Annotated in this window: 24 protein-coding genes and 3 pseudogenes; 23 read left to right on the forward strand and 4 right to left on the reverse strand. The window is 37.8% G+C overall.

Annotated features, from left to right (window positions below):
• Nucleotides 1–158: 158 nt before the first annotated feature.
• Complete coding sequence (locus JCM21531_RS12075; protein WP_038290251.1) at nt 159–1082, reverse strand: leucine-rich repeat domain-containing protein; 924 nt, start codon at nt 1080–1082, stop codon at nt 159–161.
• Nucleotides 1083–1149: 67 nt separating this feature from the next.
• Here JCM21531_RS12075 and JCM21531_RS18800 point away from each other — a divergent pair, with 67 nt between their 5' ends.
• From JCM21531_RS18800 to JCM21531_RS12090, 3 genes and pseudogenes are all read left to right on the forward strand, one after another.
• Nucleotides 1150–1356: a hypothetical protein gene (locus tag JCM21531_RS18800; protein WP_131464469.1), complete on the forward strand. Its 207-nt coding sequence runs from the start codon at nt 1150–1152 to the stop codon at nt 1354–1356.
• A 195-nt stretch (nt 1357–1551) separates the two neighbouring features.
• Nucleotides 1552–2126: pseudogene (locus JCM21531_RS12080) on the forward strand (helix-turn-helix domain-containing protein).
• 315 nt (nt 2127–2441) lie between these two features.
• On the forward strand, nt 2442–3551 hold the full coding sequence (locus JCM21531_RS12090) for an alkaline phosphatase family protein (RefSeq protein WP_038290257.1): 1110 nt from the start codon (nt 2442–2444) through the stop codon (nt 3549–3551).
• A 114-nt stretch (nt 3552–3665) separates the two neighbouring features.
• On the opposite strand, the gene JCM21531_RS12095 is transcribed toward JCM21531_RS12090, so the two are convergent.
• Nucleotides 3666–4544 (reverse strand): VIT1/CCC1 transporter family protein, encoded by an 879-nt coding sequence (locus JCM21531_RS12095; protein WP_038290260.1) that lies wholly within the window; start codon nt 4542–4544, stop codon nt 3666–3668.
• 414 nt (nt 4545–4958) lie between these two features.
• On the opposite strand from JCM21531_RS12095, the gene JCM21531_RS12100 reads away from it, so the two are divergent.
• From JCM21531_RS12100 to JCM21531_RS12165, 14 genes and pseudogenes are all read left to right on the forward strand, one after another.
• A complete protein-coding gene (locus JCM21531_RS12100; RefSeq protein ID WP_038290263.1) occupies nt 4959–5702 on the forward strand; it encodes an SDR family oxidoreductase in 744 nt (247 codons plus the stop codon).
• A gap of 340 nt (nt 5703–6042) precedes the next feature.
• The gene (locus tag JCM21531_RS12105) at nt 6043–7266 is read left to right on the forward strand and encodes a DUF438 domain-containing protein (RefSeq protein ID WP_038290266.1); all 1224 of its coding nucleotides are present in this window, start codon (nt 6043–6045) and stop codon (nt 7264–7266) included.
• A 344-nt stretch (nt 7267–7610) separates the two neighbouring features.
• Entirely contained in the window at nt 7611–10226 is a 2616-nt protein-coding gene (gene ppsA / locus JCM21531_RS12110) for a phosphoenolpyruvate synthase (RefSeq protein ID WP_038290269.1), read from the forward strand.
• Nucleotides 10227–10331: 105 nt separating this feature from the next.
• Nucleotides 10332–10691: a DUF4180 domain-containing protein gene (locus tag JCM21531_RS12115; protein ID WP_038290271.1), complete on the forward strand. Its 360-nt coding sequence runs from the start codon at nt 10332–10334 to the stop codon at nt 10689–10691.
• A gap of 304 nt (nt 10692–10995) precedes the next feature.
• Nucleotides 10996–11352, forward strand: a complete 357-nt coding sequence (locus JCM21531_RS12120) for an arsenate reductase family protein (protein ID WP_038290274.1) — start codon at nt 10996–10998, stop codon at nt 11350–11352.
• A gap of 215 nt (nt 11353–11567) precedes the next feature.
• The gene (locus tag JCM21531_RS12125; protein WP_038290276.1) at nt 11568–12014 is read left to right on the forward strand and encodes a gamma-glutamylcyclotransferase family protein; all 447 of its coding nucleotides are present in this window, start codon (nt 11568–11570) and stop codon (nt 12012–12014) included.
• 214 nt (nt 12015–12228) lie between these two features.
• Nucleotides 12229–12525 carry a putative ABC transporter permease gene (locus JCM21531_RS22130; RefSeq protein WP_243467618.1) on the forward strand — a complete coding sequence of 99 codons (297 nt, stop codon included), beginning with the start codon at nt 12229–12231 and terminating at the stop codon, nt 12523–12525.
• A 32-nt stretch (nt 12526–12557) separates the two neighbouring features.
• Nucleotides 12558–13292, forward strand: a complete 735-nt coding sequence (locus JCM21531_RS22135) for a phosphohydrolase (protein ID WP_243467615.1) — start codon at nt 12558–12560, stop codon at nt 13290–13292.
• Nucleotides 13293–13447: 155 nt separating this feature from the next.
• Nucleotides 13448–13747, forward strand: coding sequence for an S-layer homology domain-containing protein (locus JCM21531_RS12140; RefSeq protein WP_243467616.1), 300 nt, complete (start codon nt 13448–13450; stop codon nt 13745–13747).
• 413 nt (nt 13748–14160) lie between these two features.
• On the forward strand, nt 14161–14943 hold the full coding sequence (locus JCM21531_RS12150) for a hypothetical protein (RefSeq protein WP_038290287.1): 783 nt from the start codon (nt 14161–14163) through the stop codon (nt 14941–14943).
• Nucleotides 14944–15276: 333 nt separating this feature from the next.
• A complete protein-coding gene (locus JCM21531_RS12155) occupies nt 15277–15489 on the forward strand; it encodes a hypothetical protein (RefSeq protein WP_038290290.1) in 213 nt (70 codons plus the stop codon).
• 65 nt (nt 15490–15554) lie between these two features.
• Nucleotides 15555–16904: an ABC transporter ATP-binding protein gene (locus JCM21531_RS17875; RefSeq protein ID WP_054847097.1), complete on the forward strand. Its 1350-nt coding sequence runs from the start codon at nt 15555–15557 to the stop codon at nt 16902–16904.
• The gene (locus JCM21531_RS17880) at nt 16856–17956 is read left to right on the forward strand and encodes a hypothetical protein (protein ID WP_131464475.1); all 1101 of its coding nucleotides are present in this window, start codon (nt 16856–16858) and stop codon (nt 17954–17956) included. The genes JCM21531_RS17875 and JCM21531_RS17880 overlap by 49 nt, the downstream gene beginning before the upstream one ends.
• A pseudogene (locus JCM21531_RS12165) lies at nt 17884–18549 on the forward strand (ABC transporter permease); the annotation flags it as partial. The gene JCM21531_RS17880 and the pseudogene JCM21531_RS12165, both read left to right, overlap by 73 nt.
• Before the next feature lie 119 nt (nt 18550–18668).
• On the opposite strand, the gene JCM21531_RS12170 reads toward JCM21531_RS12165, so the two are convergent.
• Nucleotides 18669–20423, reverse strand: coding sequence for an ammonium transporter (locus JCM21531_RS12170; RefSeq protein WP_038290296.1), 1755 nt, complete (start codon nt 20421–20423; stop codon nt 18669–18671).
• A gap of 645 nt (nt 20424–21068) precedes the next feature.
• On the opposite strand from JCM21531_RS12170, the gene JCM21531_RS12175 reads away from it, so the two are divergent.
• A complete protein-coding gene (locus JCM21531_RS12175; protein ID WP_038290297.1) occupies nt 21069–21761 on the forward strand; it encodes a nitroreductase family protein in 693 nt (230 codons plus the stop codon).
• Between the two features lie 134 nt (nt 21762–21895).
• Here JCM21531_RS12175 and JCM21531_RS24885 read toward each other — a convergent pair.
• Nucleotides 21896–22033, reverse strand: a pseudogene (locus JCM21531_RS24885) (chromate transporter); the annotation flags it as partial.
• Between the two features lie 306 nt (nt 22034–22339).
• Here JCM21531_RS24885 and JCM21531_RS22140 point away from each other — a divergent pair.
• The 5 genes from JCM21531_RS22140 (at nt 22340) to JCM21531_RS12205 (ending at nt 24544) form a co-directional block, all read left to right on the forward strand.
• On the forward strand, nt 22340–22750 hold the full coding sequence (locus JCM21531_RS22140) for a hypothetical protein (protein WP_243467617.1): 411 nt from the start codon (nt 22340–22342) through the stop codon (nt 22748–22750).
• A 368-nt stretch (nt 22751–23118) separates the two neighbouring features.
• Nucleotides 23119–23511: a pyridoxamine 5'-phosphate oxidase family protein gene (locus JCM21531_RS12190; RefSeq protein WP_038290299.1), complete on the forward strand. Its 393-nt coding sequence runs from the start codon at nt 23119–23121 to the stop codon at nt 23509–23511.
• Between the two features lie 4 nt (nt 23512–23515).
• Nucleotides 23516–23677: a YkvA family protein gene (locus tag JCM21531_RS18985; protein WP_157833679.1), complete on the forward strand. Its 162-nt coding sequence runs from the start codon at nt 23516–23518 to the stop codon at nt 23675–23677.
• A gap of 148 nt (nt 23678–23825) precedes the next feature.
• Nucleotides 23826–24239 carry an EamA family transporter gene (locus tag JCM21531_RS12200; RefSeq protein WP_038290318.1) on the forward strand — a complete coding sequence of 138 codons (414 nt, stop codon included), beginning with the start codon at nt 23826–23828 and terminating at the stop codon, nt 24237–24239.
• A gap of 47 nt (nt 24240–24286) precedes the next feature.
• Entirely contained in the window at nt 24287–24544 is a 258-nt protein-coding gene (locus JCM21531_RS12205; protein WP_038290301.1) for a hypothetical protein, read from the forward strand.
• Nucleotides 24545–24552 lie beyond the last annotated feature (8 nt).

Consider the following 24552-nt stretch of genomic DNA (forward strand, 5'->3'; position numbering starts at 1 on the left):
CTGCATAAAGTTTTACATTTTACTGCACAAGTCAAATTAGTAATATATTGATAGGTTCTTTCGAACACAAGGTGCAAAAAACAGTTGGGAACATTAATCCAAAGGATTCGTACATTAATTGGTATTATTAATAATGCTTCTGCTTTCTATGTTGACTTCTAATATTTCACCCTTACGCCCAGTTGCTCCAACTTCTTTATTGCATTATCTTTTTCAACTTTAATCGGATTTCCGGCTATATTGATATCATAATCCAAACCTTTATATTTAAAACTGAATGCCCCGTTTTCCGCAAGATTTACCAATACTGAAATATCCTCTATTTTGTTATTTCCTAAATTAATGTTGTTTATCAGTGTCAGTCCGTTAAGAAAAGAGATATCCTTGATTTTATTGTTTTCTAACCGAAGAGATTCAATATTTGTTAAGTTTTGGAGAGGAGAGATGTCTTTAATTTTATTATCATATAAATACACTGTTTCCAGCGAAAGCAACTGTGAAACAGGGGTTATTTCAGTAAGCCTGTTGCTGCCTGCGTATAAACTTGTCAGGTTTTTCATATTTTCAATACCCTCAAGACTTGATATATTATTGTTTTCTGTTGTAAGCGTTTCAATATTTTCTAATTTATGTAAAGGCTTTAGGCTGTCTATCCGATTACAGTGAATATAAAGTCTTTTTAAGCTGGTACAGTTGGAAAGAGGAGATAAATCCTTAATATTATTGTAACCTAAAAACAAATCCTGCAATTTTTCAAGGTTGGACAAAGGCTTTAGGTTCTCAATCTCATTATTTGTAACATCAAGTACCTCAAGATTAATTGCATATTGAAGACCTTCAATACTCTTGATTTTGGATGAAGGTGCTTTTAGCGTGGTTAGGCTTTCCAGATGACTTTGTGTTAATTCTACATCTTCACTCAAATTTAATTGATTCCGAATTGCTTCTTCAAGATGCTTGTCTTTAATGAGTGCATAGCTATTATTGGCATCCGAAGATTCTGTGTTATTATTCGAGTATATACAGGAATTTAAAAGAAAAGTTGCTATTAAAATTAGTATTATAATGCTTTGCTTTTTCATGATAACCTCCAATTGCTCTAAAAATTGCTTGCCGGTCATCGGTATTGGTTACTTACTTATTTTTCAAGTGACCATCATCAGTATAAAGGATGTTTTCTTTGGTTTCAAGAGCTTTTTCCATGCGATAGGGACGGTTGCCGAAAACCGGTTGATATGTTTTGGCGAACAGATGCTGAAGATATGGCTATACTATTGCCACACAATATTGATTTTGAGGAAGATAGGTTTTGACGGTAAAATCAAGGGGTATAAAAGACGGCCGCTAATATGGTAGAATTAATAGAATAGAATACTCATATAGCACTTATACATGGTGTATTTATAGAGAATTTGAAGTGGCCTATTCATGCGGATGTCAAAGAGATTTGACGTAAAAAATTCCGTCTCTAATTGACTTGTGTAAAGGAATTTTGATAGACAAAAATTATTACTTTGATTAGATTGAAAGTATGAAAGGGGTTAGCAAAAAATGGAGCTGGGAAAACAGATTAAAAAATACCGAAATGACATGTCATTGACTCAGGATGAACTTGCAGAAAAAGTATATGTATCCAGGCAGACAATTTCAAATTGGGAAAATGGCAAAAGTTATCCTGATATTAATAGTCTCGTTCTATTAAGTGAAGTTTTTGGAACCTCTATTGATAATCTGATCAAAGGAGATGTAGAGATTATGAAAGAACAAGTAAAAAATGAGGACATAAAAAAGTTTGAAAAACTGGGGCAGGTATTTGGGGTTATGCTGCTATTGATAGTGATATCTCCTATTCCGCTGATATACTTTCTGGGATTTGTAGGAATTGGTATTTTGATTGCCTTATTGATAGCAACGATATATACTGCTGTATTGGTTGAACGGAAGAAGAAAGAATTTGATATTCAAACATATCGTGAAATTATTGCATTTATAGAAGGTAAAAAGTTGGATGAAATTGCAAAGTCAAGGGAAGAGGCAAAAGGCCATATCAAAAGGTATTGCTGGCATTTGGTGCGGGAGTGGTTACACTGGTTGTCGCAATTATATTTATGTATTTGCTAAGGTAATCTTTCCGACAATTTTTCCGGTAAAACAGGGGCGAATTTGCTGATTGCAATAAAAAACGGGGCTAAAGAAAAAAATCAAGAAACTATAGGGCGATTATCGGTATTTTTGCTTTTTCTTGTAAATTTACCTGCGATAATATTGAAAGTATTTGCTTTTTCGCACATAATGGAAATAGAAAAGATATTTATTTTCCCACGAAAAAGCGGAAAGGATGAAAATGAACCTTTCGCGGGAAAAAGGCGCGTTTGCTTACGAAAGAGATTTCTTCAGGCAAAATGGATAAATATTTTTAATACATGGAATGGGGGGATGATATGAACGCAAATATTGTTTATCCCGATTATAGCAATTCAATAGCGAATCTTGCAAATTCAATTTTGAAGAGATGGGGACTTCCGGCTAATGGCAAAACTCTTGAGCTTCTCGACCGGTATCTTGCGAAAGATTATAAGAATGTGGTAGTTATTCTTCTTGACGGAATGGGCAAGTGCATTATTGAGCGCAATCTCGAAAAAGACGGCTTTTTCAATACCCACTTGGCGGGAACATACAGCTCGACATTTCCTTCAACTACAGTAGCGGCTACAACATCGATTGATAGCGGTCTTACCCCCTGTGAGCATGGATGGCTTGGATGGGACTGTTACTTTCCGCAGATAGACCGTAATGTAACGGTATTTCTTAATACGGATACCGAGACAGGAGAGAAGGTGGCCGAGGAGAGTGTAGCATGGAAGTACTGCTGGTATTCAAGCGTGATTAACAGGATTGATTCGGCGGGAGGAAAAGCATATTATGCTATACCGTTTGTCCCGCCTTATTCGCAAACATTTGAGGAAAGATGCGAACTGATAAAAAAATATTGTGATGAGCCCGGGCAAAAGTATATCTACTGTTATTGTGACGAACCTGACAGTACTATGCATCTAACCGGTTGCTACAGTGAAGAATCAAAGAAAGTGGTTTCATCCCTTGAAAGAAAAATAGAGAGTCTTACTACTAAACTAAAGGACACTCTTGTGATAATAACTGCCGACCATGGCCATGTGAACACAAAAGGTGTGTGTATTAAGGATTATCCAAAGATTATGAATTGTCTAAAAAGAATTCCTACTATTGAACCTAGAGCTTTGAATTTATTTGTGAAGGAAGACAGAAGAGACGAATTTGAGAAAGAATTTACTTATGAATTTGGCGGCAAGTTTCTTCTTTTGCCAAAAGAAAAAGTACTTGAAATGAAATTATTCGGATACGGAACAGAGCATAAAGATTTTCGCGATATGCTGGGAGATTATCTTGCTGTTGCAATAGATGATTTGTGTATTTTTAACACAAAAGAAAAGAAAGAGAAATTCATTAGTTCTCATGGAGAACTTACTAAAGACGAGATGATTATTCCGTTGATTATTGTAGATTGTTCCTAGTGGGATTGATGGCACGAACAGGATTCTAAGCTTTTCGTATTATGATTTTTAACGTAAAAATAAAAGCTTGAGAGTAGTAACAGAAGAGGGGACGTAGAGCAGAGAACCGTCCCTTTAAACATCAACTCCAAGGAACAGCCTGACGAAATACCCGATTATAAAGGAAATAACTGCTACTCCCAAACTGATACCGGCCATTTCCAAAAATCTCTGTTTAAAGGGAAGATCCTTGGCAACTGATATATAAAAATTGAAAATAAGTATTATAAATATTGCCATAATAATTGTAGCCGCAAGGCTTAACACATAGTTGGAAAATAAAAGGTAGGGAAACACCAGGCATGCAACGGTGAAAACGTATGCTCCTCCGGTATATAACGATGATTTCAAAGCATGTTTGCTATCTTGCTCTGTTCTGGTTGAAAGGTATTCCGATGCTGCCATTGAGAGGGTAGCTGCTATACCTGTTATAAGGCCTGAAAGTGCTATGAGGCGCGTATTCTTTAATGCAAAAGTGAGACCTGCCAAGGTGCCGGTTAGCTCCACCAGGGCGTCATTTAGGCCGAGGACCATCGAACCTACAAATTGGAGCTTTTCCTCCTCGATTATTCCAATCAGCTCTTCTTCATGCTTGTTTTCTTCATTTGCTATTATTTTAAATTCCTCAATATTTTTCCCGAGTCTCCTGTATAGTTTTTCAGCGCCGCTTTCCCCTTTTTCCATAAGTTTTATGCCGAAAGTAACGCCAAATATCAGCGAAATAAAGGTATAAAAGTATATTTTCAAAGTATTTGGTTTCATATCCGTTTCAGTAAACTTCTTTAGCTCGTTATGGTGACAGAGTTCATCCTGGGCGATTTGCTGAAGAACTTTGCTGTTGTGTTCGTTCTTTATTAATGAGGATAATTTTGAATAAATATGGTATTCTGTGATTTCGTTTTTTTGAGCCTTTTGCAAAGATTTCACTATATCAGCATCTATTTTGTAATTCAATTCACACACTTCCTTTTGTATATTATATGCGGATTCGCAATTATGCCGGTTTCCGGTTCGGATATTTAAGTTGACAATTTGAATTCTTTATCTAAAATATATCATAATCTCAAAAAATAAGAAAGGCAAAAGTTAACCCTAAATATTGATTTTATTTGTTTTTTTGAATAAAGTATTGTTATGTTGAATTGGTTTTTTATTACCTCTAAAGATACTGCGCAAAAATAGGGATTTTAGACCGTCGTATTCAGGTTTTATGCAGTTATGAAAGAATACCGAGTGAAAAACTTTTTATTTTCAGAAACTGAGTTTTTTTACTTGTCACGAATTTTGAAAAGCATCCGAAGTTTTGATCTTTACTTTCTATTCAGGTCAAAATAATTATCTAATCTTATAGGTTAAAAGGAGGATATTATGAATAGAGGAGTTGTTGTTACCGGAGGAGGACACGGTATAGGAAAGCAAATCTGTATAGATTTCATTAAAGCCGGTGATAAGGTATGTTTTATTGATATAGACGAAAAGCGCTCTGTCGATTTTGCAAAAGAGCATCCGAATCTATTTTATTTTCGTGGAGATGTTGCCGATCCGTTAACGTTGAAAAGATTCGTTGAATTTGCAATGGAAAAGTTGCAGAGGATAGATGTCTTGGTAAATAATGCTTGCCGCGGCAGTAAAGGAATTCTATCTTCCTTACCTTATGAGGAATTTGATTATATCTTATCTGTCGGGTTAAAAGCTCCTTATGAATTAAGTCGTTTGTGCAAGGATGAATTGATAAAAAATAAAGGTAGAATTATCAATATTGCATCCACACGGGCATTTCAGTCGGAGCCCGATTCGGAAGCATATGCCAGTACGAAGGGTGGAATTGTTGCTTTGACACATGCTTTGGCAATATCGCTGGCTCCGGATGTGCTTGTTAATTGCATTGCGCCGGGCTGGATCAATGTAAAAGATGAGCAGGAATTTAGTCCGGAAGATTGTGCTGCAATCCCGGCAGGGAAAGTAGGAACACCAAAGGATATATCCGATATGGTCTTATTCTTGTGTCAGCAGGATTTTATAACAGGTGAAACAATTACTGTAGACGGAGGCATGAGTAAAAGAATGATTTACCATAGCGATTGGAATTGGTTCTATAAACTTGATAAGTGATATTTGGCTGATATACCAAAAGAAATGCCGATTTGCTATTGCCAAATACAGTGGCAATTTTACTTTTTGGAATATGGCATATCACCATGCCGATATGTAGTTGCTTGAACAAACAATGACGCTTCAAGCCAAATCATGTGAAATGAGTGTCCCTGGTGTTTTAGGGACTATTTTTTGTGAAAATCGAGCTTGGAATAAAATAGGGTAGAATTGACAAAATAGATAATGACAGCTGCGTTTAACCCAAAAATGCAAAACTTTTGACAAATCATGATGTAATGGATGGAAAAAAGGGTACTAATACTATTAAGGTGAACATTTAAAAAAAGGAGATGGAGTTATGAGCGAAGTAATAAATAACCGTGAGTACAGGCAAAAAGTCTTAAGAGAATTAATTAGGGAACTGCATAATGGTAAAAGCGTCGAAGAGATAAAACCAAGGTTTGAAGAGCTGATTAAAGGAATTTCAGCCTCTGAGATTAGCGAAATGGAACAGGCGTTGATTATGGAGGGTATGCCTGTGGAAGAGATACAAAGGCTCTGTGATGTACACGCTGCTGTTTTTAAAGGCTCCATTGAAGAGATACACAGACCGCAGAATCCCGAAGAAGTTCCGGGTCATCCGGTCCATACTTTTAAGCTTGAAAATGCTCAAATAAGAAAACTTATCGACGATGAAATCAAACCACAGTTGGAAAGCTATAAAAACGGGGATACAACTCAAAGTCTGAAGAAGTTGGAAGAGGCATTTCAAAAGCTTTGGGAGATAGACAAGCATTATTCTCGAAAAGAAAATCTGCTATTCCCGTACTTGGAGAAATACGGTATAAATGCACCGCCTAAGGTAATGTGGGGTGTGGATGATGAAATCAGGGCAGGCATTAAAGAGGTAAACAGGAGTCTTTCGGCCAAAAGCATACATTTAGAGAAGGCAGAAGAAACAGTGAATAGGGTTGCCGAAATGATTTTTAAAGAAGAAAAGATTCTTTTCCCTATGGCTTTGGAGAGCCTTACAGAGGATGAATGGGTTGAAATTGCCCGGTCGAGCAATGAAATCGGATATTGCCTGATAACACCTAAAGATGAATGGAAACCTGCGCGGGTGGATGTTGTGGAAAAAACACAAAAAGAGGGAATTAAGTCTCAAGAAAATCCCGGTTATGTTGAATTTGATGCAGGATGTCTTACACCGGAAGAAATAAATGCAATGTTAAATACCCTACCTATTGATATTACTTTTGTGGATAAGGACGGTGCCGTAAAATACTTTACACAGGGGAAGGAAAGAATTTTTGCACGTCCTAAGACGATTATCGGAAGGCAGGTGCAAAATTGTCATCCTCCGGCCAGTGTACACATCGTGGAAAAGATTGTAGAGGATTTGAAATCAGGAAAAAAGGACCATGAGGATTTCTGGATCAGGATGGGTGAAAAGTATGTTTTTATCAGGTATTTTGCTGTAAGAAATAATAAAGGAGAATACATGGGAGTAATAGAAGTGACTCAGGATATTGCTCCTATACAAAAAATTTCAGGTGAAAAGCGGCTTCTTTCAGATGATTAAAGGTTAGGAGAAGTAAATTTTTTCTGCCCAACACAACATAGGCGTATACTAGACTCCAAATATAAAATCAGAATACGGTATAGCACTGATACCTATGTTTGATAGATGATGTCAGATGGATATTTTGGCAAATCTCCCTACTTTAATTATATCATACAGGGAATTGTAAATATAGACTGTTTGTTCTCAATTGCCGGTGCTATAATGTAATAACATCTTAAATTGACGGGGTATATAAGATATTTGTAAAAGGTACATTATAGGTATGCTATTGCCCCCCTTGCGTAATTTTTTCCGCTATCTTCATTAAAATCAAAGAAGGGATTTCAAAAGGAGGAAAATATATGAGTTTCTATGTGCTTGGTTTCCAAGATATTGACAAAACAGAAATCATGCTTGTTGGGGGTAAAGGCGCTAACCTGGGAGAACTTTTTAAAATTAAAGGAATACACGTACCGGAAGGTTTTTGCATTTCTACTGAGGCTTTTAAAAGAATCATTGGAGCAACACCGTCAATTAATGAATTGCTGGAGCAATTATCGCTTTTAAAAATGGAAGATAGAGATAAAATAGCAGAGCTTAGCTGTAAGATTCGCAGAATCATTGAAGGGATAACTATTCCAAAAGACATTAATGAAGAGATCACCTGCTTTATTTCCGGACTTGGAGAAAAAAATGCCTATGCAGTACGATCCAGCGCAACTGCAGAGGATTTACCGGCTGCTTCTTTTGCAGGCCAGCAGGATACGTATTTAAACATTATTGGAACAGAGGCAATCCTAAAGCATATTTGCAAGTGCTGGGCATCGCTGTTTACCGAGAGGGCAATAATTTACCGCATTAGAAACGGTTTTGACCACCGTAAAGTTCAACTGTCTGTGATTGTTCAGAAGATGGTCTTTCCGCAGGCATCAGGAATTTTGTTTACTGCCGATCCGGTTACTTCAAATAGGAAAGTTTTATCTGTTGATGCCGGCTTCGGACTCGGTGATGCCTTGGTTTCCGGCCTGGTAAATGCCGATACCTATAAAGTGCGTGACGGAAAGGTTATAGAAAAGAAGATATCAACTAAGAAGGTGGCTATTTATCCCTTAAAAGATGGTGGTACGAGAAAACAAGATATTGAACCTGAGAGACAGAATAGCCGAGTGCTGCCCGATGAACTGATTTTGCGGCTTGAGCACATAGGAAGAAAGATAGAAGAACATTTCGGCTATCCCCAAGACATCGAGTGGTGTTTGGCCGATGACACATTTTACATCGTTCAGAGCCGGCCAATTACAACTTTATACCCTGTTCCTGAAGCGAATGATAGAGAGAATCACGTTTATGTATCTGTCGGACATCAACAAATGATGACCGACCCAATGAAGCCATTGGGATTGTCTTTTTTTCTGTTAACAACTAATGTGCCTATGAGGAAAGCCGGTGGAAGGTTATTTGTTGACGTTACTTATATGCTAAATTCACCTGACAGCAGAGAAGCTCTATTAGATACCATGGGACAACACGATCCGCTCATAAAAGACGCACTTATGACTATAATAGAACGGGAAGATTTTATTAAATCATTGCCGGATAATAAGAAAGAACAGAGTTCCATTGAAAGTAAGAAAAGCGTGCAGTCTTTAGGTTTTCAGACAGAAATCGAAAACAATTCGACGATTGTTTTTGATTTGATTAAGAGAAACGAAACATCGATAGAAGAGTTGAAACATAACATCCAAACGAAGTCAGGAGCAGATTTGCTTGATTTTATTCTGGAAGACATCCGGGAATTAAAGAAGAGTTTATTCGATCCGCAAAGTATGGATGTAATTAAGACTGCTATGTATGCTTCAGCGTGGATTAATGAAAAAATGAATGATTGGTTAGGCGAAAAAAACGCGGCAGACAAGCTTTCTCAATCTGTACCGAATAATATCACTTCACAGATGGGTCTGGAGCTATTAGAGGTCGCAGATGTGATTCGTCCTTATCCGGAAGTTATTGATTATTTACAGCATGTAGAAGACGATAACTTTTTGGATGAACTGGTTAAGTTTGATGGCGGACAGGAAATCCGAGACGCTTTCTATGCTTATCTTGGTAAATACGGAATGCGGTGCAGCGGAGAAATTGATATTACTAAACCTCGTTGGAGTGAAAAACCGTCTACGCTTATTCCCTTGATTCTCAACAACATCAAAAACTTTGAGCCTAATGCCGGCAAGCGAAAATTTGAGCAAGGGAGACAGGATGCTTTGAAAAAAGGACAAGAGTTGTTGGAACGATTGAAGCGGTTGCCGGATGGTGAACAAAAAGCCAGTGAAGCAAAAAGAATGATCGGCATAATCCGGAATTTCATCGGTTATCGTGAATACCCAAAATACAGCATGGTTAGCCGTTACTTTGTTTATAAGCAGGCTTTGCTGAAAGAAGCAGAGCAACTTGTTCGAGCTAACGTAATAAATGAAAAAGAGGATATATACTATCTTACTTTTGAAGAACTTCGCGAGGTAGTATGTACAAAAAAGCCGGATTGCCGGATTATCCACAAAAGAAAAGAAGAGTACAAATTATATGAAAAACTAACTCCCCCTCGTGTTATTACCTCTGATGGCGAAATTGCTGCAGGTAAGTACAAACGAGAAAATATCCCGGCTGAAGCTATTGTGGGTTTGCCTGTTTCTTCCGGAGTTGTAGAGGGACGAGCACGTGTCATCTTAAACATGGAAGATGCCGATTTGGAAGATGGAGATATATTGGTGACCTCCTTTACCGACCCTAGCTGGACACCATTGTTTGTATCTATAAAAGGCTTGGTTACTGAAGTTGGCGGACTGATGACCCATGGTGCAGTTATTGCACGTGAATATGGTTTGCCGGCAGTTGTCGGAATAGAAAAAGCTACAAAACTGATAAAAGATGGGCAACGAATTCGAGTAAATGGAACAGAGGGGTATGTTGAAATATTGTAGAGGGAAAGGCGGACTCAACTTTTATGGGGAGATTATGAAGTTTGCAAATTTGAATTTATCGGGTAATATTATGATAGAGATTATTTGTGGAAAAGGGAGAATAACATGGAGTACAAAATATTAGGAAAGAAAAATGATATTGCACTGATTATTGCTGATGAGATTATTATTGAAGATGCCCAATCTGCATTAGATTTGATAGCAACTGTTCAATACGAAACCGATTGCGATAAACTTATAGTATGCAAATCATGCGTGACCGAAGATTTCTTTGTTTTGAGCACCGGAATTGCGGGCGAAATATTGCAGAAGTTTATTAACTATCATAAAAAAATTGCTATTGTCGGAGATTATTCAAAATATACAAGCAAGCCTCTTAAGGACTTTATATATGAGAGCAATAAGGGAAATAGTATCTATTTTGTAAATAGCCTAGAGGAAGCCTTGCTAAAGTTGGATAGTTAAGAAATATAAATTATTTTGACTATCGAAGTTTTTGCAATTCTTCTTGGTAAGTAATTTCAAGTTTTTCACGCCTGCAGAATATACCTCTAAACTGCTTCTTAATGTTTGGCTTGTCCGGCTATGGGGACGAGCTTTTTAAATTGAGAAATCTTCTAATCCTTTTTACATTGATTTAAATGATTCTATTACTTACTATTTAAATAATTATGATACCTTTGTCGAATTCTATAAGTTGATAGCGATTAGGAGAATTTTTGATGCTGTGGTATTATTAAGATAAAACAAGATAGAACGGAGGAACATTATGATATTTGTTTGTTATCCGAAATGCACTACCTGCCAGAAGGCCAAGAAGTGGCTGAAGGCAAACGGCATAGACTTTGAGGAAAGGAATATCAAAGAAAATAATCCTACAATAGAGGAATTAAAAGACTGGCATAAAAAGAGCAGCCTACCGCTGAAGAAATTCTTTAATACCAGCGGACTTTTGTATAAGGAACTTAAGCTAAAAGACAAGCTTCCAACGATGAGTGAGGAAGAACAGTATAATCTGCTGGCATCAGACGGTATGCTTGTGAAGCGGCCGCTTCTTATCGGTGACGACTTTGTCTTGGCGGGTTTTAAAGAAAATGACTGGAAAGCCGCGTGTGGTATCGAATAGCCGGCCCGTGCGATGGCATCATGTATGACAGCATGAGAGAGGGTAAAGGCGGTTTCAGAAACCAAAATGCCATGCTCAAATAAATGAAGCCTGGCTTTCAAGCTCTTTTCTTACTTTGGCGAAGGTGCCTTTAAATGAATTCAAAGGGGAATTCAGCCAAAAGAAAGGGGCTTTTTTAGTAGGGTAAATTTTCCGTATGGGAAAGGGCGATATAAATGAAGACATATGGTAATGAAATAATAGATTGTGAAATTTATACAAATAAAGTATTTGTATATGGAACACTAATGAAAGGTTTTTGTAATTATAAGAGGTATCTTAAAGGCCGGATAAGCCGTATAACACCGGGCAAAACTTATGGATTGCTTTATCATCTGCCTGGAGGATATCCGGGTTTGCTTCCGGGAAACGGAATAATTGAAGGAGAAATTGTGGAACCTGTTGATGAAAAACTTTTGAAGTCTCTGGACCGCTTGGAGGGCTATAATAAAGGGAGTAGCAACAATCTATACATTAGGGAGCCAAGGAGCATATCTACCGAAAACGGGGAAGAGGTGACCTGTTGGATATATATTTATAAGGATGAGAGATATGCAAAAGAAAACGGAATTTTAGTGCCGGATGGAAATTGGAGAAAGTTTGTGGATAGGAGAAGAAATTGATGTGAGTAAAAAGTATTTTGCTTTTGGAAGTTGTACAAATCTTGAATTATACGAATGTTTTTCGATATAATTTTTAGGGGAATAATTGTACATAATTAACCTGTATTGTAGTAGTATGGCAAAATGAAAGGAAGGGATTTTACTGAATAGATATATTATCGCTTTTTTCCTTTTTAGTTTTCTAGGCTTTGTTTGGGAAAGCGTATATTTCACTATATGTAAACATAAATGGGCCAACCGCAGATCCCTTCCCGTTCTAATTTGTATGATATACGGATGCGGGGCATTATTGGCTTTTTTAGCTTATGACTTGATAGAATCCGGCCTTTTGCAGAATGTTAAATGGTGGATGATATTTATACTTGGTTTTATTATAAGCTTGTTTTTAGGCTATATTGCATCATTGGTTCTTGAAAAACTGTTCAAGGCTCGATGGTGGGATTATAGCAATGTTCCGCTGAATATTAACGGAAGGGCAAGTGTGCTACATCCGTTGCATTTGGTGTTTTAGCACTACTGCTGGTAAAAGCTCTGATACCATTAGTGGATAGAGGGCTTAGTACGTTATCTGAGCCTTTGATAGATATTTCTGCCTATATTCTTGTTTCAATTGTAATAATAGATACCACGTTATCAATATCGTTACTGACGGATTTTCAGAAATATGTTGTTTTCATAGACGAAGGATTTCAAAATTATGTGGCGGTTATTGTAAAACTAGTTTATGGCAAGCAGGATTCTTGTTACTATAAAGTAATTCAGCGTATTATGGTTTTTAAATTTCCAAGACGCAAAAATCGTTTGGTGAAACAACTTCGTGAAAAGAGGTTTGTTGAACTGACTAAAGATTACTTCGAATCCGATGTGGTAAAACAGATGGATAAGTATATTCATCATGGCACAACTACAACATTGCAGCATTGTGAAAACGTAGCATGGATTAGTTATCTTGTTAATAAAAAATTAAAACTAAATGCAAACGAGAAGGAACTAATAGGAGTAGCGATGCTTCACGATCTTTTTCTCTACGACTGGCATGATGGAGAGCCTTGCAGAAAAACCCATGGCTTTGACCATCCTGAAATTGCATGTAATAACGCAATAAAGCATTTTGGTATACCTGAAAAACAACAGCAGGCTATACTAAGTCATATGTGGCCGCTAAATATTACGAAAATTCCTAAAAGCAGAGTGGCCTTGATTATATGTATGGTAGACAAATATTGTGCTCTTATGGAGACAATACGCTTAAATAAACGTTTTGGCTTGAGGTATTGAAAAATTTTTAAACTCGACATAATACATAAGTGTTAAGTTGTTTATTGAAATCCGTTTTTATCAGGTTAAACTGACTATATAACTTAAATAATCATTAATTAACTTAAATTAGCGGAGGAATATAATAATGAATGTGAAACAGAGATTGCTATCGTGTGCCACGGAGCTTATTTCTGTTTACTCAGCTTTTAATTGTGGGGGCGGAACCGCCTCTAATTGATTTTAAGGGCTTTAATGACATTGAAGGTCATTGGGCACAGTTTTGGATCGAATTAAATGATAAGCAGGGAAGAATTGCAGGTTATGGAGACGGAAGCCTTAGACCGTCTCAAAATGTTACCAGGGCAGAATTTGTAACGATGGTAAACAGATTTTTTATCAGAAGAGGTGGTGAAGATAATGCACGTGTTAGTATGATGGAACCGACCATGTATCCTGCACATATTTTGCAATAGAGGCGATAAAAAAGCGTTTAAACGATATGGGAAACCTGGAATAATGAACAGTGTTCAGGGGTCACGATTTATCAATGGTGATTACATAAATTTGCCAAAAAGCAACAATATATTATACAAAGCCATAGAAAGGAGAATCCAACTTAGAAAAGCTAAAAAATTTGCTTTGACAATGGGAGCATTATATTATACCTATCTTATATTAATTTTAGCCGAAAATTAATATAAGATGATTTATTTTTAGTCAATGCAAAGTAAATAAGGGAAGAATGGGGCAAAAAAGTAGTCTTTAGAAGCAACGAGTATTGCTTTGAATTGCCGAAGGATGAATATTTTAGTACAATAAAATAATGGAACAGATAGATAAAATTTATAATAAAATTAATATATAGAGAGAGTAGGGGGCTATATCGATGAATGACGATATAAAGCGGAAAAATAGATTCATTGACCTACTAAATATGACAGCATCAAGGAAAGGAATAAGTATTCTCTTGGCTGTTGTTTTAATTGCCGGCATGGCAGGGGTATTTACCGGCTGCGTAAATGACAGCAGTAAAGTAAAATCGAAGGATTCGGTGACTTTTGACGGAGTGGATTATATCCTTCATGAGAATGTTGGTCTTGATTTTAGCGGTTTTAAGGACTTCCATGAAGGTCTTGGGGTGTTGTGCGAAAAAATTGGGCGGCTTTCAGATGCAGATGTATATAAAATTAATGGCCTTAACCAAAATGAATGGATTTTTCTTGACAACAACTCCATGCTTTCGCCCGACGCACCATATGGAGGCGTATATAGGTCATCTTCGGTCAAGATGGATACAATTGCGGACTTTAAACCCAATCACCTTGACATTTATTATTTAACTCCACCAACCTTGGAGCAGTCCGGTACGGACATACATGTTTTTGATACAGGCGATTCTGGGATTATCGAAAAAATAGTAGCTGCCATAGAAAACGGAAAAGCAGTATCGGATGAAAAGCAAGAAGAAGCGGCAAATGCAATGCTCAAAGGGAATGGCAGATATAAGAACTATCGTTTGGAATTTTCATCGGAAAGCTATCCGAAACTTCTTTTTAGATTACAATATAGTGAAGGTGAAAATGGAAGATTCTATATTGGCTATAATGGAAATATAACTTCATACAAGGTCATCGAAATTGATGATACCTTGCATGAGTATTTGCCTTAGAGAACATCATTTGGGAAATAAAGCACTTCAAATTAAAAATAGAATTCTATAATTACCTCCAATATGAGGCTTTAAAATACAAGAAAGCATATACTCGATTTGCTTTCTTGTATTTTTATTTAGCCTCTTGGAATGAAATGAAAGAGGCAAAAGCGAAGGGACTCGATGTCGCGAGCTTTTATTTTCACCTGTTCAGTTTTATCTTGCATGCGGGGCAATTTCAAAGTTGACATAAGTCGAATAAATTCTACAATAACCAAGCGTTAACTAGCTAATATTATTCATTATAATGGTTAACAAGTTAATGATAATTTTACTAAAGAAGATGGAAAATTGACAGATATGGGCAATAATATTGATAAAGTTAGTAATAAAGAAATTTTCAGGTGTTATGTAATTGCTCATGGACTTTCTGCGGTACGAAATGCAGACCGGCTTATATTATTGGAACATGGGGAAATTATAGAGCAAGGTACCAATGAAGAGCTTCTAACGACGTGCGGAAGATACTATCAACTTTATACATGGGCAGTTGAGTCGAATTAAGAGTAATAAATGCTTAGCATATGCAGAACTTCAACCTAGAAAGCGATAAGTTAGGAGGAAATAAAATGCTTGAACTTAAGAATATAACAAAGATTTATCATACCGGCGGCGAAAATGTAGAGGCATTGAAAGGAATAGATTTAAAATTTCGTGAATGTGAATTTGTTTCGATTCTTGGGCCTTCCGGATGCGGTAAAACAACGTTGCTGAATATTATCGGAGGACTTGATCAATATACTTCCGGCGACCTAGTAATAAACGGGACATCCACAAAAAAGTATAAGGACAGAGATTGGGATACATACCGCAATCATTCGGTTGGTTTTGTGTTTCAAAGTTACAACCTGATTCCCCATCAGACGGTGCTGGCTAATGTTGAGCTTGCCCTTACTCTGTCAGGAGTTCCAAAGGGGGAACGGCGCAAACGGGCAAAGGAAGCCTTGGAAAAGGTGGGGCTTGCAAAACAGATGAGAAAGAAACCTTCTCAGTTGTCCGGGGGTCAGATGCAGAGGGTTGCTATCGCCCGTGCCATAGTAAACAATCCCGATATCATTTTGGCTGATGAACCGACCGGAGCCCTTGATACGGAAACCAGCGTTCAGGTTATGGATATTCTAAAAGAGATTGCAAAGGACCATCTCGTTGTTATGGTTACCCATAACCCTGACATTGCTGAAAAATATTCGACTCGAATCGTAAAAATGCTTGACGGCAAGATTGTAAGCGACAGCATGCCTCTTACAGATGAAGAGGCAAAGGATGAGATTGCGAAAGCACAAAGCAGGGAAGAAATCAATCGTAAAAAGAAGAAGCCATCCATGTCCTTGGGAACCTCTTTTGGGCTTTCACTAAAAAATCTAATTACAAAGAAGGGCAGGACAGCATTAACCAGCTTTGCCGGTTCTATCGGCATCATCGGCATTGCACTAATTTATGCAGTATCCCAGGGTACCACCACATTTATAGATGCTGTGCAAGAGGAAACCCTTTCATCCTATCCCTTGACGATTGAAGCACAAAATGTGGATATATCCACCCTGCTTTCCACTTTTATGGGTAAAGCAAAATCCATTTCCGAGCATGAGGACGATGCAATTTACCAAAAGGCAATGCTGTATGAAATGATGAACGCAATGAATTCCCTTGAAGCACAGGAAAACGATTTGAAAGCTTTCAAAGAATATATTGAAAAAGAGAAAGCGAATGAAAACAGCAAGCTTGCTGCAGCGCTGGCAGGCGTACAGTACGGCTATGATATTGATCTTCTAATCTACACAAAAAATGTTGACGATGCGATTATTCGTTCCGATAGGGAAGTTATGACGTTGGAACTTATGAAAAGGTATTTCAATATGGACATGTCCCTATGCTTGCCATGCGTGAGCAGTCCATTATGGGCAGCACTTCATCCATGATGATGTCAACCATGAGTTTGTGGAAAGAATTGCTTCCTGGGGATGACGGAGAACTCGTGAATCAAGTAATAGACAAGCAGTATGATTTGATATACGGAAGCTGGCCTGCGAGATACGATGAAATAATCCTGTTTGTGGATGAAAACAACGAAATCGACGATATAACCCTTTATGCATTAGGACTGAAATCGGAGGAAGAAATTCAAAAGCTTATGGAAGCGGCAATCGACCATACGACTGTTGATTATGAGGTACAGAAATGGTCCTATGAAGATATATGTAATATGGACTTTCGCACCATTCTAAGCTCGGATTGCTATATCTACGATGAAAAAACGGAAACTTATACGGACCTTCGTGATACCGAAGCCGGATTAAAATACCTGTATGACAATGCACTAAAACTTCATGTTGTCGGTATTGCAAAGCCCAGAAAAAATTCCATCGTTTCTTCAAACAGAAGCTATATCGGATATACAAACAAGCTGACGGAGTATATTATCGACAAGGCATATCAATCGGAAGCGGTAAAAGCACAGAAGGAAAGTCCGAATACGGATATTTTCACCGGACTACCCTTTAAGGACAAGGATGGTACCGTTTCAACCGAGGAAAAAGCAGCAGAATTCAAAGAGTATATAAAAGAGCTTGATGTTTCCGGTAAGGCTTCCACCTACCTTAAGATTATGAGTATTCCATCTGATGAGGCGGTAGAGCAGTTTGCTTCCGGTGCCCTTGCAAACATGACACGGGCTGACATGGAAGCTTCCATTGCACCTGCGATGGCAGAACAGACAGGAATGGATGAAGCAACGATTGAAGGGTATATTTCTTCAATGAGTGATGACGAATTCAAAGAATTGTTTATCCAAGCTTTGACTGAGCGGTACCGTACACAATATGCAGCTAGGGTCCGACAGCAGATGAGTACTATGACCAATGAACAGTTGGCCGCGGCCTGGATAGGCATTGCCAGTATACGGACGAAGTGTGTGCCAAGTATTACGATGAGATTTTGGAATTTTCCGATTCGACTTATGAAGACAATTTGATAATGCTTGGCTGCGTTGATCTGGACAGTCCCGCATCTATTAACCTGTATGCATCCTCTTTTGAAAACAAGGATGTGATTAAGGACGTTATTGCTGAGTACAACGAAAGTGTTGACGACCTGAAGGAGATTACCTATACGGACTATGTGGGACTTATAATGTCATCTGTCACGACGATTATTAACGCTATAACCTATGTTCTGATTGCGTTTGTCGCAGTATCTTTGATTGTTTCGTCCATTATGATTGGTGTAATCACACTGATTTCCGTTCAGGAGCGTACCAAGGAGATTGGTATTCTTAGGGCAATCGGTGCATCAAAGAGGAATATTTCCAGCATGTTTAGTGCAGAAACCGTAATAATTGGTTTTGCTTCAGGTCTGCTTGGAGTAGTAATCACTTATCTGCTTTGCATACCGATAAATATTATACTGCATCACATGACAGGCCTTAACAACCTCAGTGCAAGCCTGCCTTTTGAGACAGCAGTTGTTTTAATTATTATAAGTATACTTCTGACGCTTATTGCCGGTATCATTCCGTCACGCAGTGCTGCAAAGAAAGATCCGGTTGTTGCATTACGGACGGAATAATAAAGCGGCTAAATTGAGAATGATATATGAAACGAAGAGCAGGGCAAAAGCAAGGAGCATAATTAGGCTTAAGCCTATTATGCTCCTTGCTTTTGCATATTTTTGTATGCAATATAGCCCTATTCTTCATCTTGTAGTGCATCGTATCCTTCTTCACCTGTTCTGATTTTTATAACGTTTTCAACATCGTAAATGAAGATCTTTCCGTCACCCATATTGCCCGTGTACAACGACTTCTTTACTGTATCGACTACTGTATCGACGGGTATCTTGCATACAACTATATCTACCTGAACTTTGGGAAGTAGCCTGGTTTTTATCGGCAAACCGCGGAAATACTCTGTGTGTCCTTTCTGCATACCATAACCGAGGACATTTGTTACTGTCAGACCGGTAATGCCGATTTTGTCAAGAGCGCTCTGAAGCTGTGTATATTTATCCTGATTTGTGATAACGGTAACTTTTGTCATCTTTGCTCCTGGATGAGCTTTATTTACTACTGGGATTGCAACATCCGGAGATACTTTGTAGGAAGAAGTCTTCGGTACTTCAACAGGACTTATTGCTGCTATGCTGTCTCCGTTGCCGTTGCCCGAAGCCGTAATAGGAGCAACGATGGCGAAATCGGGATAAGCTAAGTTTCCGTGTTCACCGATATCAAGACCCTGGATTTCTTCTTCAAGGCTGACACGAATGCCGATTGTCTGCTTAAGAATGAACCATACGATTGCAGACGTTGCAGCTACGAATGCACCAACGGCAACAATGCCGAGAATTTCAACTCCGAGCAATGAAAAACCGCCGCCGAAGAATAAGCCATTGACCGTAGAAATACTGGTTACGCCTTCCTGTGCAAAAAGTCCTACGCAGAGGGTACCGAAAACACCGCAGATTAGGTGTACGGATGTAGCACCGACAGGGTCATCAACCTTTATCCGGTCAAAGAAGAGTACGGAGAACACAACGATGACACCTGCTATTGCACCTATGATTAGCGAACTTGTAACACTTACAAAAGCACAGCTGCCGGTGATACCGACAAGCCCAGCCAGACAGCCGTTGATCGTCATACCGAGATCAGGCTTTCCAATGTAGATCCATGAGGTTACGGTGGCGGTAAGTATAGCTGCAATGGCGGCTGTATTGGTGGTTACCAATATATGCACAACATCTGCCGGATTCTGAAAACTCATAGTGGAACCTGGGTTGAAACCGAACCAGCCAAGCCACAAGATGAAAAGTCCGATAACTGCCAAAGCTAAGCTATGGCCGGGTATTGCTTTTGGTTTTCCGTCTTTATCATATTTACCGTAACGGGGGCCAAGGATTATAGCTCCGGTCAAAGCTGCCCAGCCACCGACAGAGTGGACGACGGTATCGCCTGCAAAGTCAAGGAAACCGAGATTGGCCAGCCAGCCGCCGCCCCATATCCAGTGGCCTACAACCGGATAAATAATGAGGGTAAGTATGAAAGAAAATACTATAAAAGATATATACTTTACGCGTTCTGCAACTGCACCGGATACAATGGTTGCCGCAGTACCGCAGAAAACAAGCTGGAAAAAGAATTTTCCCCAAAACGGTACGTTTGACGTCAGAGTATCTTTATAAAAGTCGAGAGTAGAACTATCCAAGATAAACAGTTTCTGAGTACCGATAATCGGGTTATCTCCGCCGAACATCAGCCCCCAACCAAGCAACATGAAGCCCAGTGAGGACACCGCAAAAACAATAAAGTTCTTCGATAGTATATTAACTGTATTTTTTGATCTTGCAAAACCTGATTCCACAGCTGCGAAACCAAGGTTCATAAAGAAAACAAGTATGGCTGCGAGTACTACCCAAAGAGTGTCAACTATCATTGTGGTGTTCATAAAACATTCCTCCTTAAAAAAATTCAAGGCGTGTATTTTATTGAGGCATCAATAAAACACACGCCTTTGTGCACATTAAGTTTTAGTTTTGGACTCTTTTGTTTATTTAGGCAGGTTTTATCACATCTTACCAAGTAACCTCTAAGAGTTAATTGGCTGCTATGTGAAAATAAGTGTAAATGACTGTACTTCCGAAAAGCTCCGGCATGTTTTCCGGATTCGTCCTCACCCTTCCCCCGCAAAATAATTAAAGGCGTTGTCGGCTTTCGCCAACAGCGCCTTTGCTATATATATTATAATAACTGAAACCGTTTTATTTGTCAATAGAAAAATATGATAGATTTTGTCTTAATGCAGCTTTAAAATGAAAAATAGAATAAATGCTAGTTTTAATACTTAGAAAAAGAGTACTTTAAAGATATAAATACTATTTCCCGAATAAATAATGAAGCAAAATAGGGTGAATGCTCGATAAAAACTAATTAATTCGGTTGAATGTGAAGAGGAAAATTCGTTTGAATATGGTATAATAGGTTTTGTATTTTATACAGATTCAACCCATTTAAGTTAGTAGATGGAATTAGGAAGGCACTTGTGTTGGGTCGCAAAGGATTTAATAAAATTTTTAAGGAGGATTATTGAAAGATGAAAAACGAGTACATTGCAAAAAGAAAAGCGGTAAGAAAATTTGACAATACGCCATTATCAGCTGAATTGCTTGCAGAAATTAAGGACAAAATCAAGTCTGTTAAGCCTTTGTTTTCAAATATAGATTATTCGGTTGAACTTGTTGAAGATAAAAATCCACCCAATCAGAATGCCCGTTATTATCTATACTTTAATAGCAGGGAAAGGGATGGTGCCTACGAGAACATTGGATTTATCGGTCAACAGTTAAGTCTATATTTATGCAGTATTGGTTTGGGTTCGTATTTTAGAATGAGTAAACCAAAGGTAGATTCAAACAGTAATCTTTCCTATGTCATTTGTATGCCTTTTGGAAAACCTGCAGAGCCTTTGTTCAGAGAGTTGTCTGAATTTAAAAGGAAAAAATTGGCCGATATTTCTGAAGGTACGGATATTCGTATTGAGGCTGCAAGACTTGCACCAAGCGGATTTAACGGACAGGACTGGTTTTTTGTTGCTAAAGACGGTTGTATTCATTGCTATCGTAAAAAGCCAAATGTCATTATGGGCTTTATGAAGAACAAGCTTAATTGCATCGATATGGGTATTGCATTATGTCATATTTATGAAGAAAGCGATACTTTCAGCTATAAGAAACTGGATACCGCTCCCGAGAAAAAGGGATATATCTATATGGGAACAGTCATATAACAATGCGTTAATATGCATGGATTATTGCTTCTATTATTATTACTTATATTGTCAAATAAATTGCTGCGCCGATTACACCTGAGCCGGGCATTACAAAAATAGGATTTGGCTTCCGTTTCCTTAAGATAAATATAGACGCAGCAAATAAAAAACAGAAATGCTCCCGGAATACCTTCAACTTTAATTCCCACAAAAGTGGCTGAATTGATGGCAACAGGTCCGGGAGTCATTTTTGCAATAGTGATGAGAACGGTAAACTCCGTTAATGTCAACTAGTGGTACAAATTAACTAAAAGTAACATGTCTTATATATGAAATTGCTGCGGAATCCCGATAACCTAATTTTAAATGAAATATTGTAAAATTAAAAACTGTGAAAGCCGAACAACAATAGAGAAAATGTGAGGATATTAATGAAGAACAGTATACATGAATGGAATAAATGGCTCATGATTTCTAGCAAGCTTGTATTAGGCTAGAATGACTTTGAAAATAGAAGTTGACACTTATATAATAAATAATGTAAAACAACATAGCAATTTTTATCACTTTCTTTCATTTAGCATAGGGGTGATATTGTGATAGGTATATTAAGCATTGATTTTGATTATTTTGTTAATGCTTCATCACAGGCCCGGGACATGTATTTTCCAAATGGAAGTGATGAGATGCCTAACAATAAGCTTAAATCTATGTGGGAAGAAAGATATTTAAGATATCCGGAGCTTAAAAAAGTAGGGGTAATTGACGATTTTTATTTCTTAAAAAAATTTCTAAAGGAATTGAGTATTCCAAGAGAAAATTTCATAAAGGCTGACAGTCATAAATCTATTAAAAATATTATCGAAAGGTTACCAAGAAAATCACAACTTAAGATAGTTAATATTGATTTCCACCATGATTACTATCACTATTATAGGGGCAATGACTATTACAACTGCGGCAACTGGTTAAGAAGAGTTGTTGAAGAACGGTCTGATACAAAGTAAAATGGATTAGAAGAGAAGATTCACAAATATACTGCCTGGACGGAATATTCCCATTTGAACATACTGATGATATAAAATCTGTTTATAACGAAAAGTTTGATTATGTCTTTCTCTGCAAAAGCCCGGAATGGACTCCGCCTCACATAAATAGTAAATTTGAAGAATTATGTAGAACAATAGAACGGGGGACGGTTCTTTGTTCCAACAAAGAATATGTTTCCTAAAGCTGTAGAACAGGGGGAGGTTTTTTTGTTCTATTTGAAAAATTTGAAAAAAGGAATATAATATTTTTGATATAGAAAATTTTAAGCGATTGCAAGATAAATAATAAAAAATGCTTCTAATCAGATAAACAGGAGGAAAAGAAAATGCAAGAAGTTTACGAGTTTTTGAAGAACTGCGGAACATATTATTTGGCTACAGTAGAAGGAGATCAGCCTAGAGTTAGGCCGTTTGGTACAGTGGATATTTTTGAAGGCAAACTTTATATCCAGACAGGCAAGGTAAAAGAAGTGTCTAAGCAAATACAGGCCAATCCTAAAGTTGAGCTCTGTGCTTTTGCTGACGGCAAGTGGCTTAGAGTTGCAGGCAAGCTTGTTAGAGATGACAGAGTAGAGGCAAAAAAGCATATGCTTGATAATTATCCGGAACTTCAAACTATGTATTCTGCAGATGATGACAACACCGAGGTCCTTTATTTTGCAGAGGCAACAGCTACTTTCTATTCCTTTACCGGTGAGCCAAAGATAATTAAATTTTAGTAAAGTGCTTCTATGCTCATCTCCGATTGATTTAATACCGGATTTTATTCCGATTTTGCTTCCGGCATTAATTGCTCTTACTGTCAAACTGATACCGACAGAGGTGTGGGACAAGAATTTTGTGTTAGCTGAAAATATTTGGAAAGACGGCAAACCGAAAAAATAGTATTATGCCATATCCGTAATTGCAATATGGGTGTTAATTATTTAGCTGATAGTTAAGACGGTTTGTGGTTGTAGTTTATATAAAATTAGCGTCAAGGGGCAATGATATAATAAAAAATATAATCAAAAAAGTGGAGGCAATATTTATAATGTGGATGGCATTTGCAATACTGTCTGCAGTATTTGCAGCACTTACCTCTATACTGGCGAAGGTTGGCATAGAGAATGTAAATTCAAATCTTGCGACAGCAATAAGAACTGTTGTGGTTGTAGTCATGGCATGGGTAATAGTCTTTATTACCCATGCACAGAGTGGATTATCTGAAATTAGCAGAAAGAGCTGGGTATTCTTGATTCTATCGGGACTTGCAACCGGTGCTTCATGGCTGTGTTATTATAAAGCTTTACAGTCGGGAGACGTATCAAAGGTTGTGCCGATTGATAAAATGAGTGTTGTAATTACGCTTATCCTTGCCTTTGTTTTCTTACGCGAAAAATTTACTGCAAAGTCACTGGTTGGCTGTATATTGATTACAGCAGGGACTTTGATTATGGCGCTGTAAGAATTGTGCTGGAAAAAACATTTTAGAAAAGTCTGGAGGTATGCATAATGCTTGAAAAAGAGAAAAAAACCAATGCTTCGCAGCCGGTAGAGATGACGCCGGAACTCGAATCAAAAATGGTTTCAGAAGCGTACAAGAGGCATCGTGTTGACGGGAAATATATATGCGATCAATATGCTCCTTTAGGAAGTATAGACAACCCAGTTGTTGTAGGAATACCGGAGTATTCGCATTGGCTTTATTATGACTATCAAAGAAAGTGTTGGATTCTGACAGACGGACTTGGAAACGGATATATAAGATGATATTACAG

Origin of the sequence: Acetivibrio straminisolvens JCM 21531 (assembly GCF_000521465.1) — a bacterium.
Taxonomy (GTDB): Bacteria; Bacillota; Clostridia; order Acetivibrionales; family Acetivibrionaceae; genus Hungateiclostridium; species Hungateiclostridium straminisolvens.

Coding starts and splice junctions, on each gene's coding strand:
- JCM21531_RS12075 (WP_038290251.1), bottom strand. CDS start 1,082: ATGAAAAAGCAAAGCATTATAATACTAATTTTAATAGCAACTTTTCTT.
- JCM21531_RS12090 (WP_038290257.1), top strand. CDS start 2,442: ATGAACGCAAATATTGTTTATCCCGATTATAGCAATTCAATAGCGAAT.
- JCM21531_RS12100 (WP_038290263.1), top strand. CDS start 4,959: ATGAATAGAGGAGTTGTTGTTACCGGAGGAGGACACGGTATAGGAAAG.
- JCM21531_RS12105 (WP_038290266.1), top strand. CDS start 6,043: ATGAGCGAAGTAATAAATAACCGTGAGTACAGGCAAAAAGTCTTAAGA.
- ppsA (WP_038290269.1), top strand. CDS start 7,611: ATGAGTTTCTATGTGCTTGGTTTCCAAGATATTGACAAAACAGAAATC.
- JCM21531_RS12115 (WP_038290271.1), top strand. CDS start 10,332: ATGGAGTACAAAATATTAGGAAAGAAAAATGATATTGCACTGATTATT.
- JCM21531_RS12120 (WP_038290274.1), top strand. CDS start 10,996: ATGATATTTGTTTGTTATCCGAAATGCACTACCTGCCAGAAGGCCAAG.
- JCM21531_RS12125 (WP_038290276.1), top strand. CDS start 11,568: ATGAAGACATATGGTAATGAAATAATAGATTGTGAAATTTATACAAAT.
- JCM21531_RS12150 (WP_038290287.1), top strand. CDS start 14,161: ATGAATGACGATATAAAGCGGAAAAATAGATTCATTGACCTACTAAAT.
- JCM21531_RS17875 (WP_054847097.1), top strand. CDS start 15,555: ATGCTTGAACTTAAGAATATAACAAAGATTTATCATACCGGCGGCGAA.
- JCM21531_RS17880 (WP_131464475.1), top strand. CDS start 16,856: ATGCTTGCCATGCGTGAGCAGTCCATTATGGGCAGCACTTCATCCATG.
- JCM21531_RS12170 (WP_038290296.1), bottom strand. CDS start 20,423: ATGAACACCACAATGATAGTTGACACTCTTTGGGTAGTACTCGCAGCC.
- JCM21531_RS12175 (WP_038290297.1), top strand. CDS start 21,069: ATGAAAAACGAGTACATTGCAAAAAGAAAAGCGGTAAGAAAATTTGAC.
- JCM21531_RS12190 (WP_038290299.1), top strand. CDS start 23,119: ATGCAAGAAGTTTACGAGTTTTTGAAGAACTGCGGAACATATTATTTG.
- JCM21531_RS12200 (WP_038290318.1), top strand. CDS start 23,826: ATGTGGATGGCATTTGCAATACTGTCTGCAGTATTTGCAGCACTTACC.
- JCM21531_RS12205 (WP_038290301.1), top strand. CDS start 24,287: ATGCTTGAAAAAGAGAAAAAAACCAATGCTTCGCAGCCGGTAGAGATG.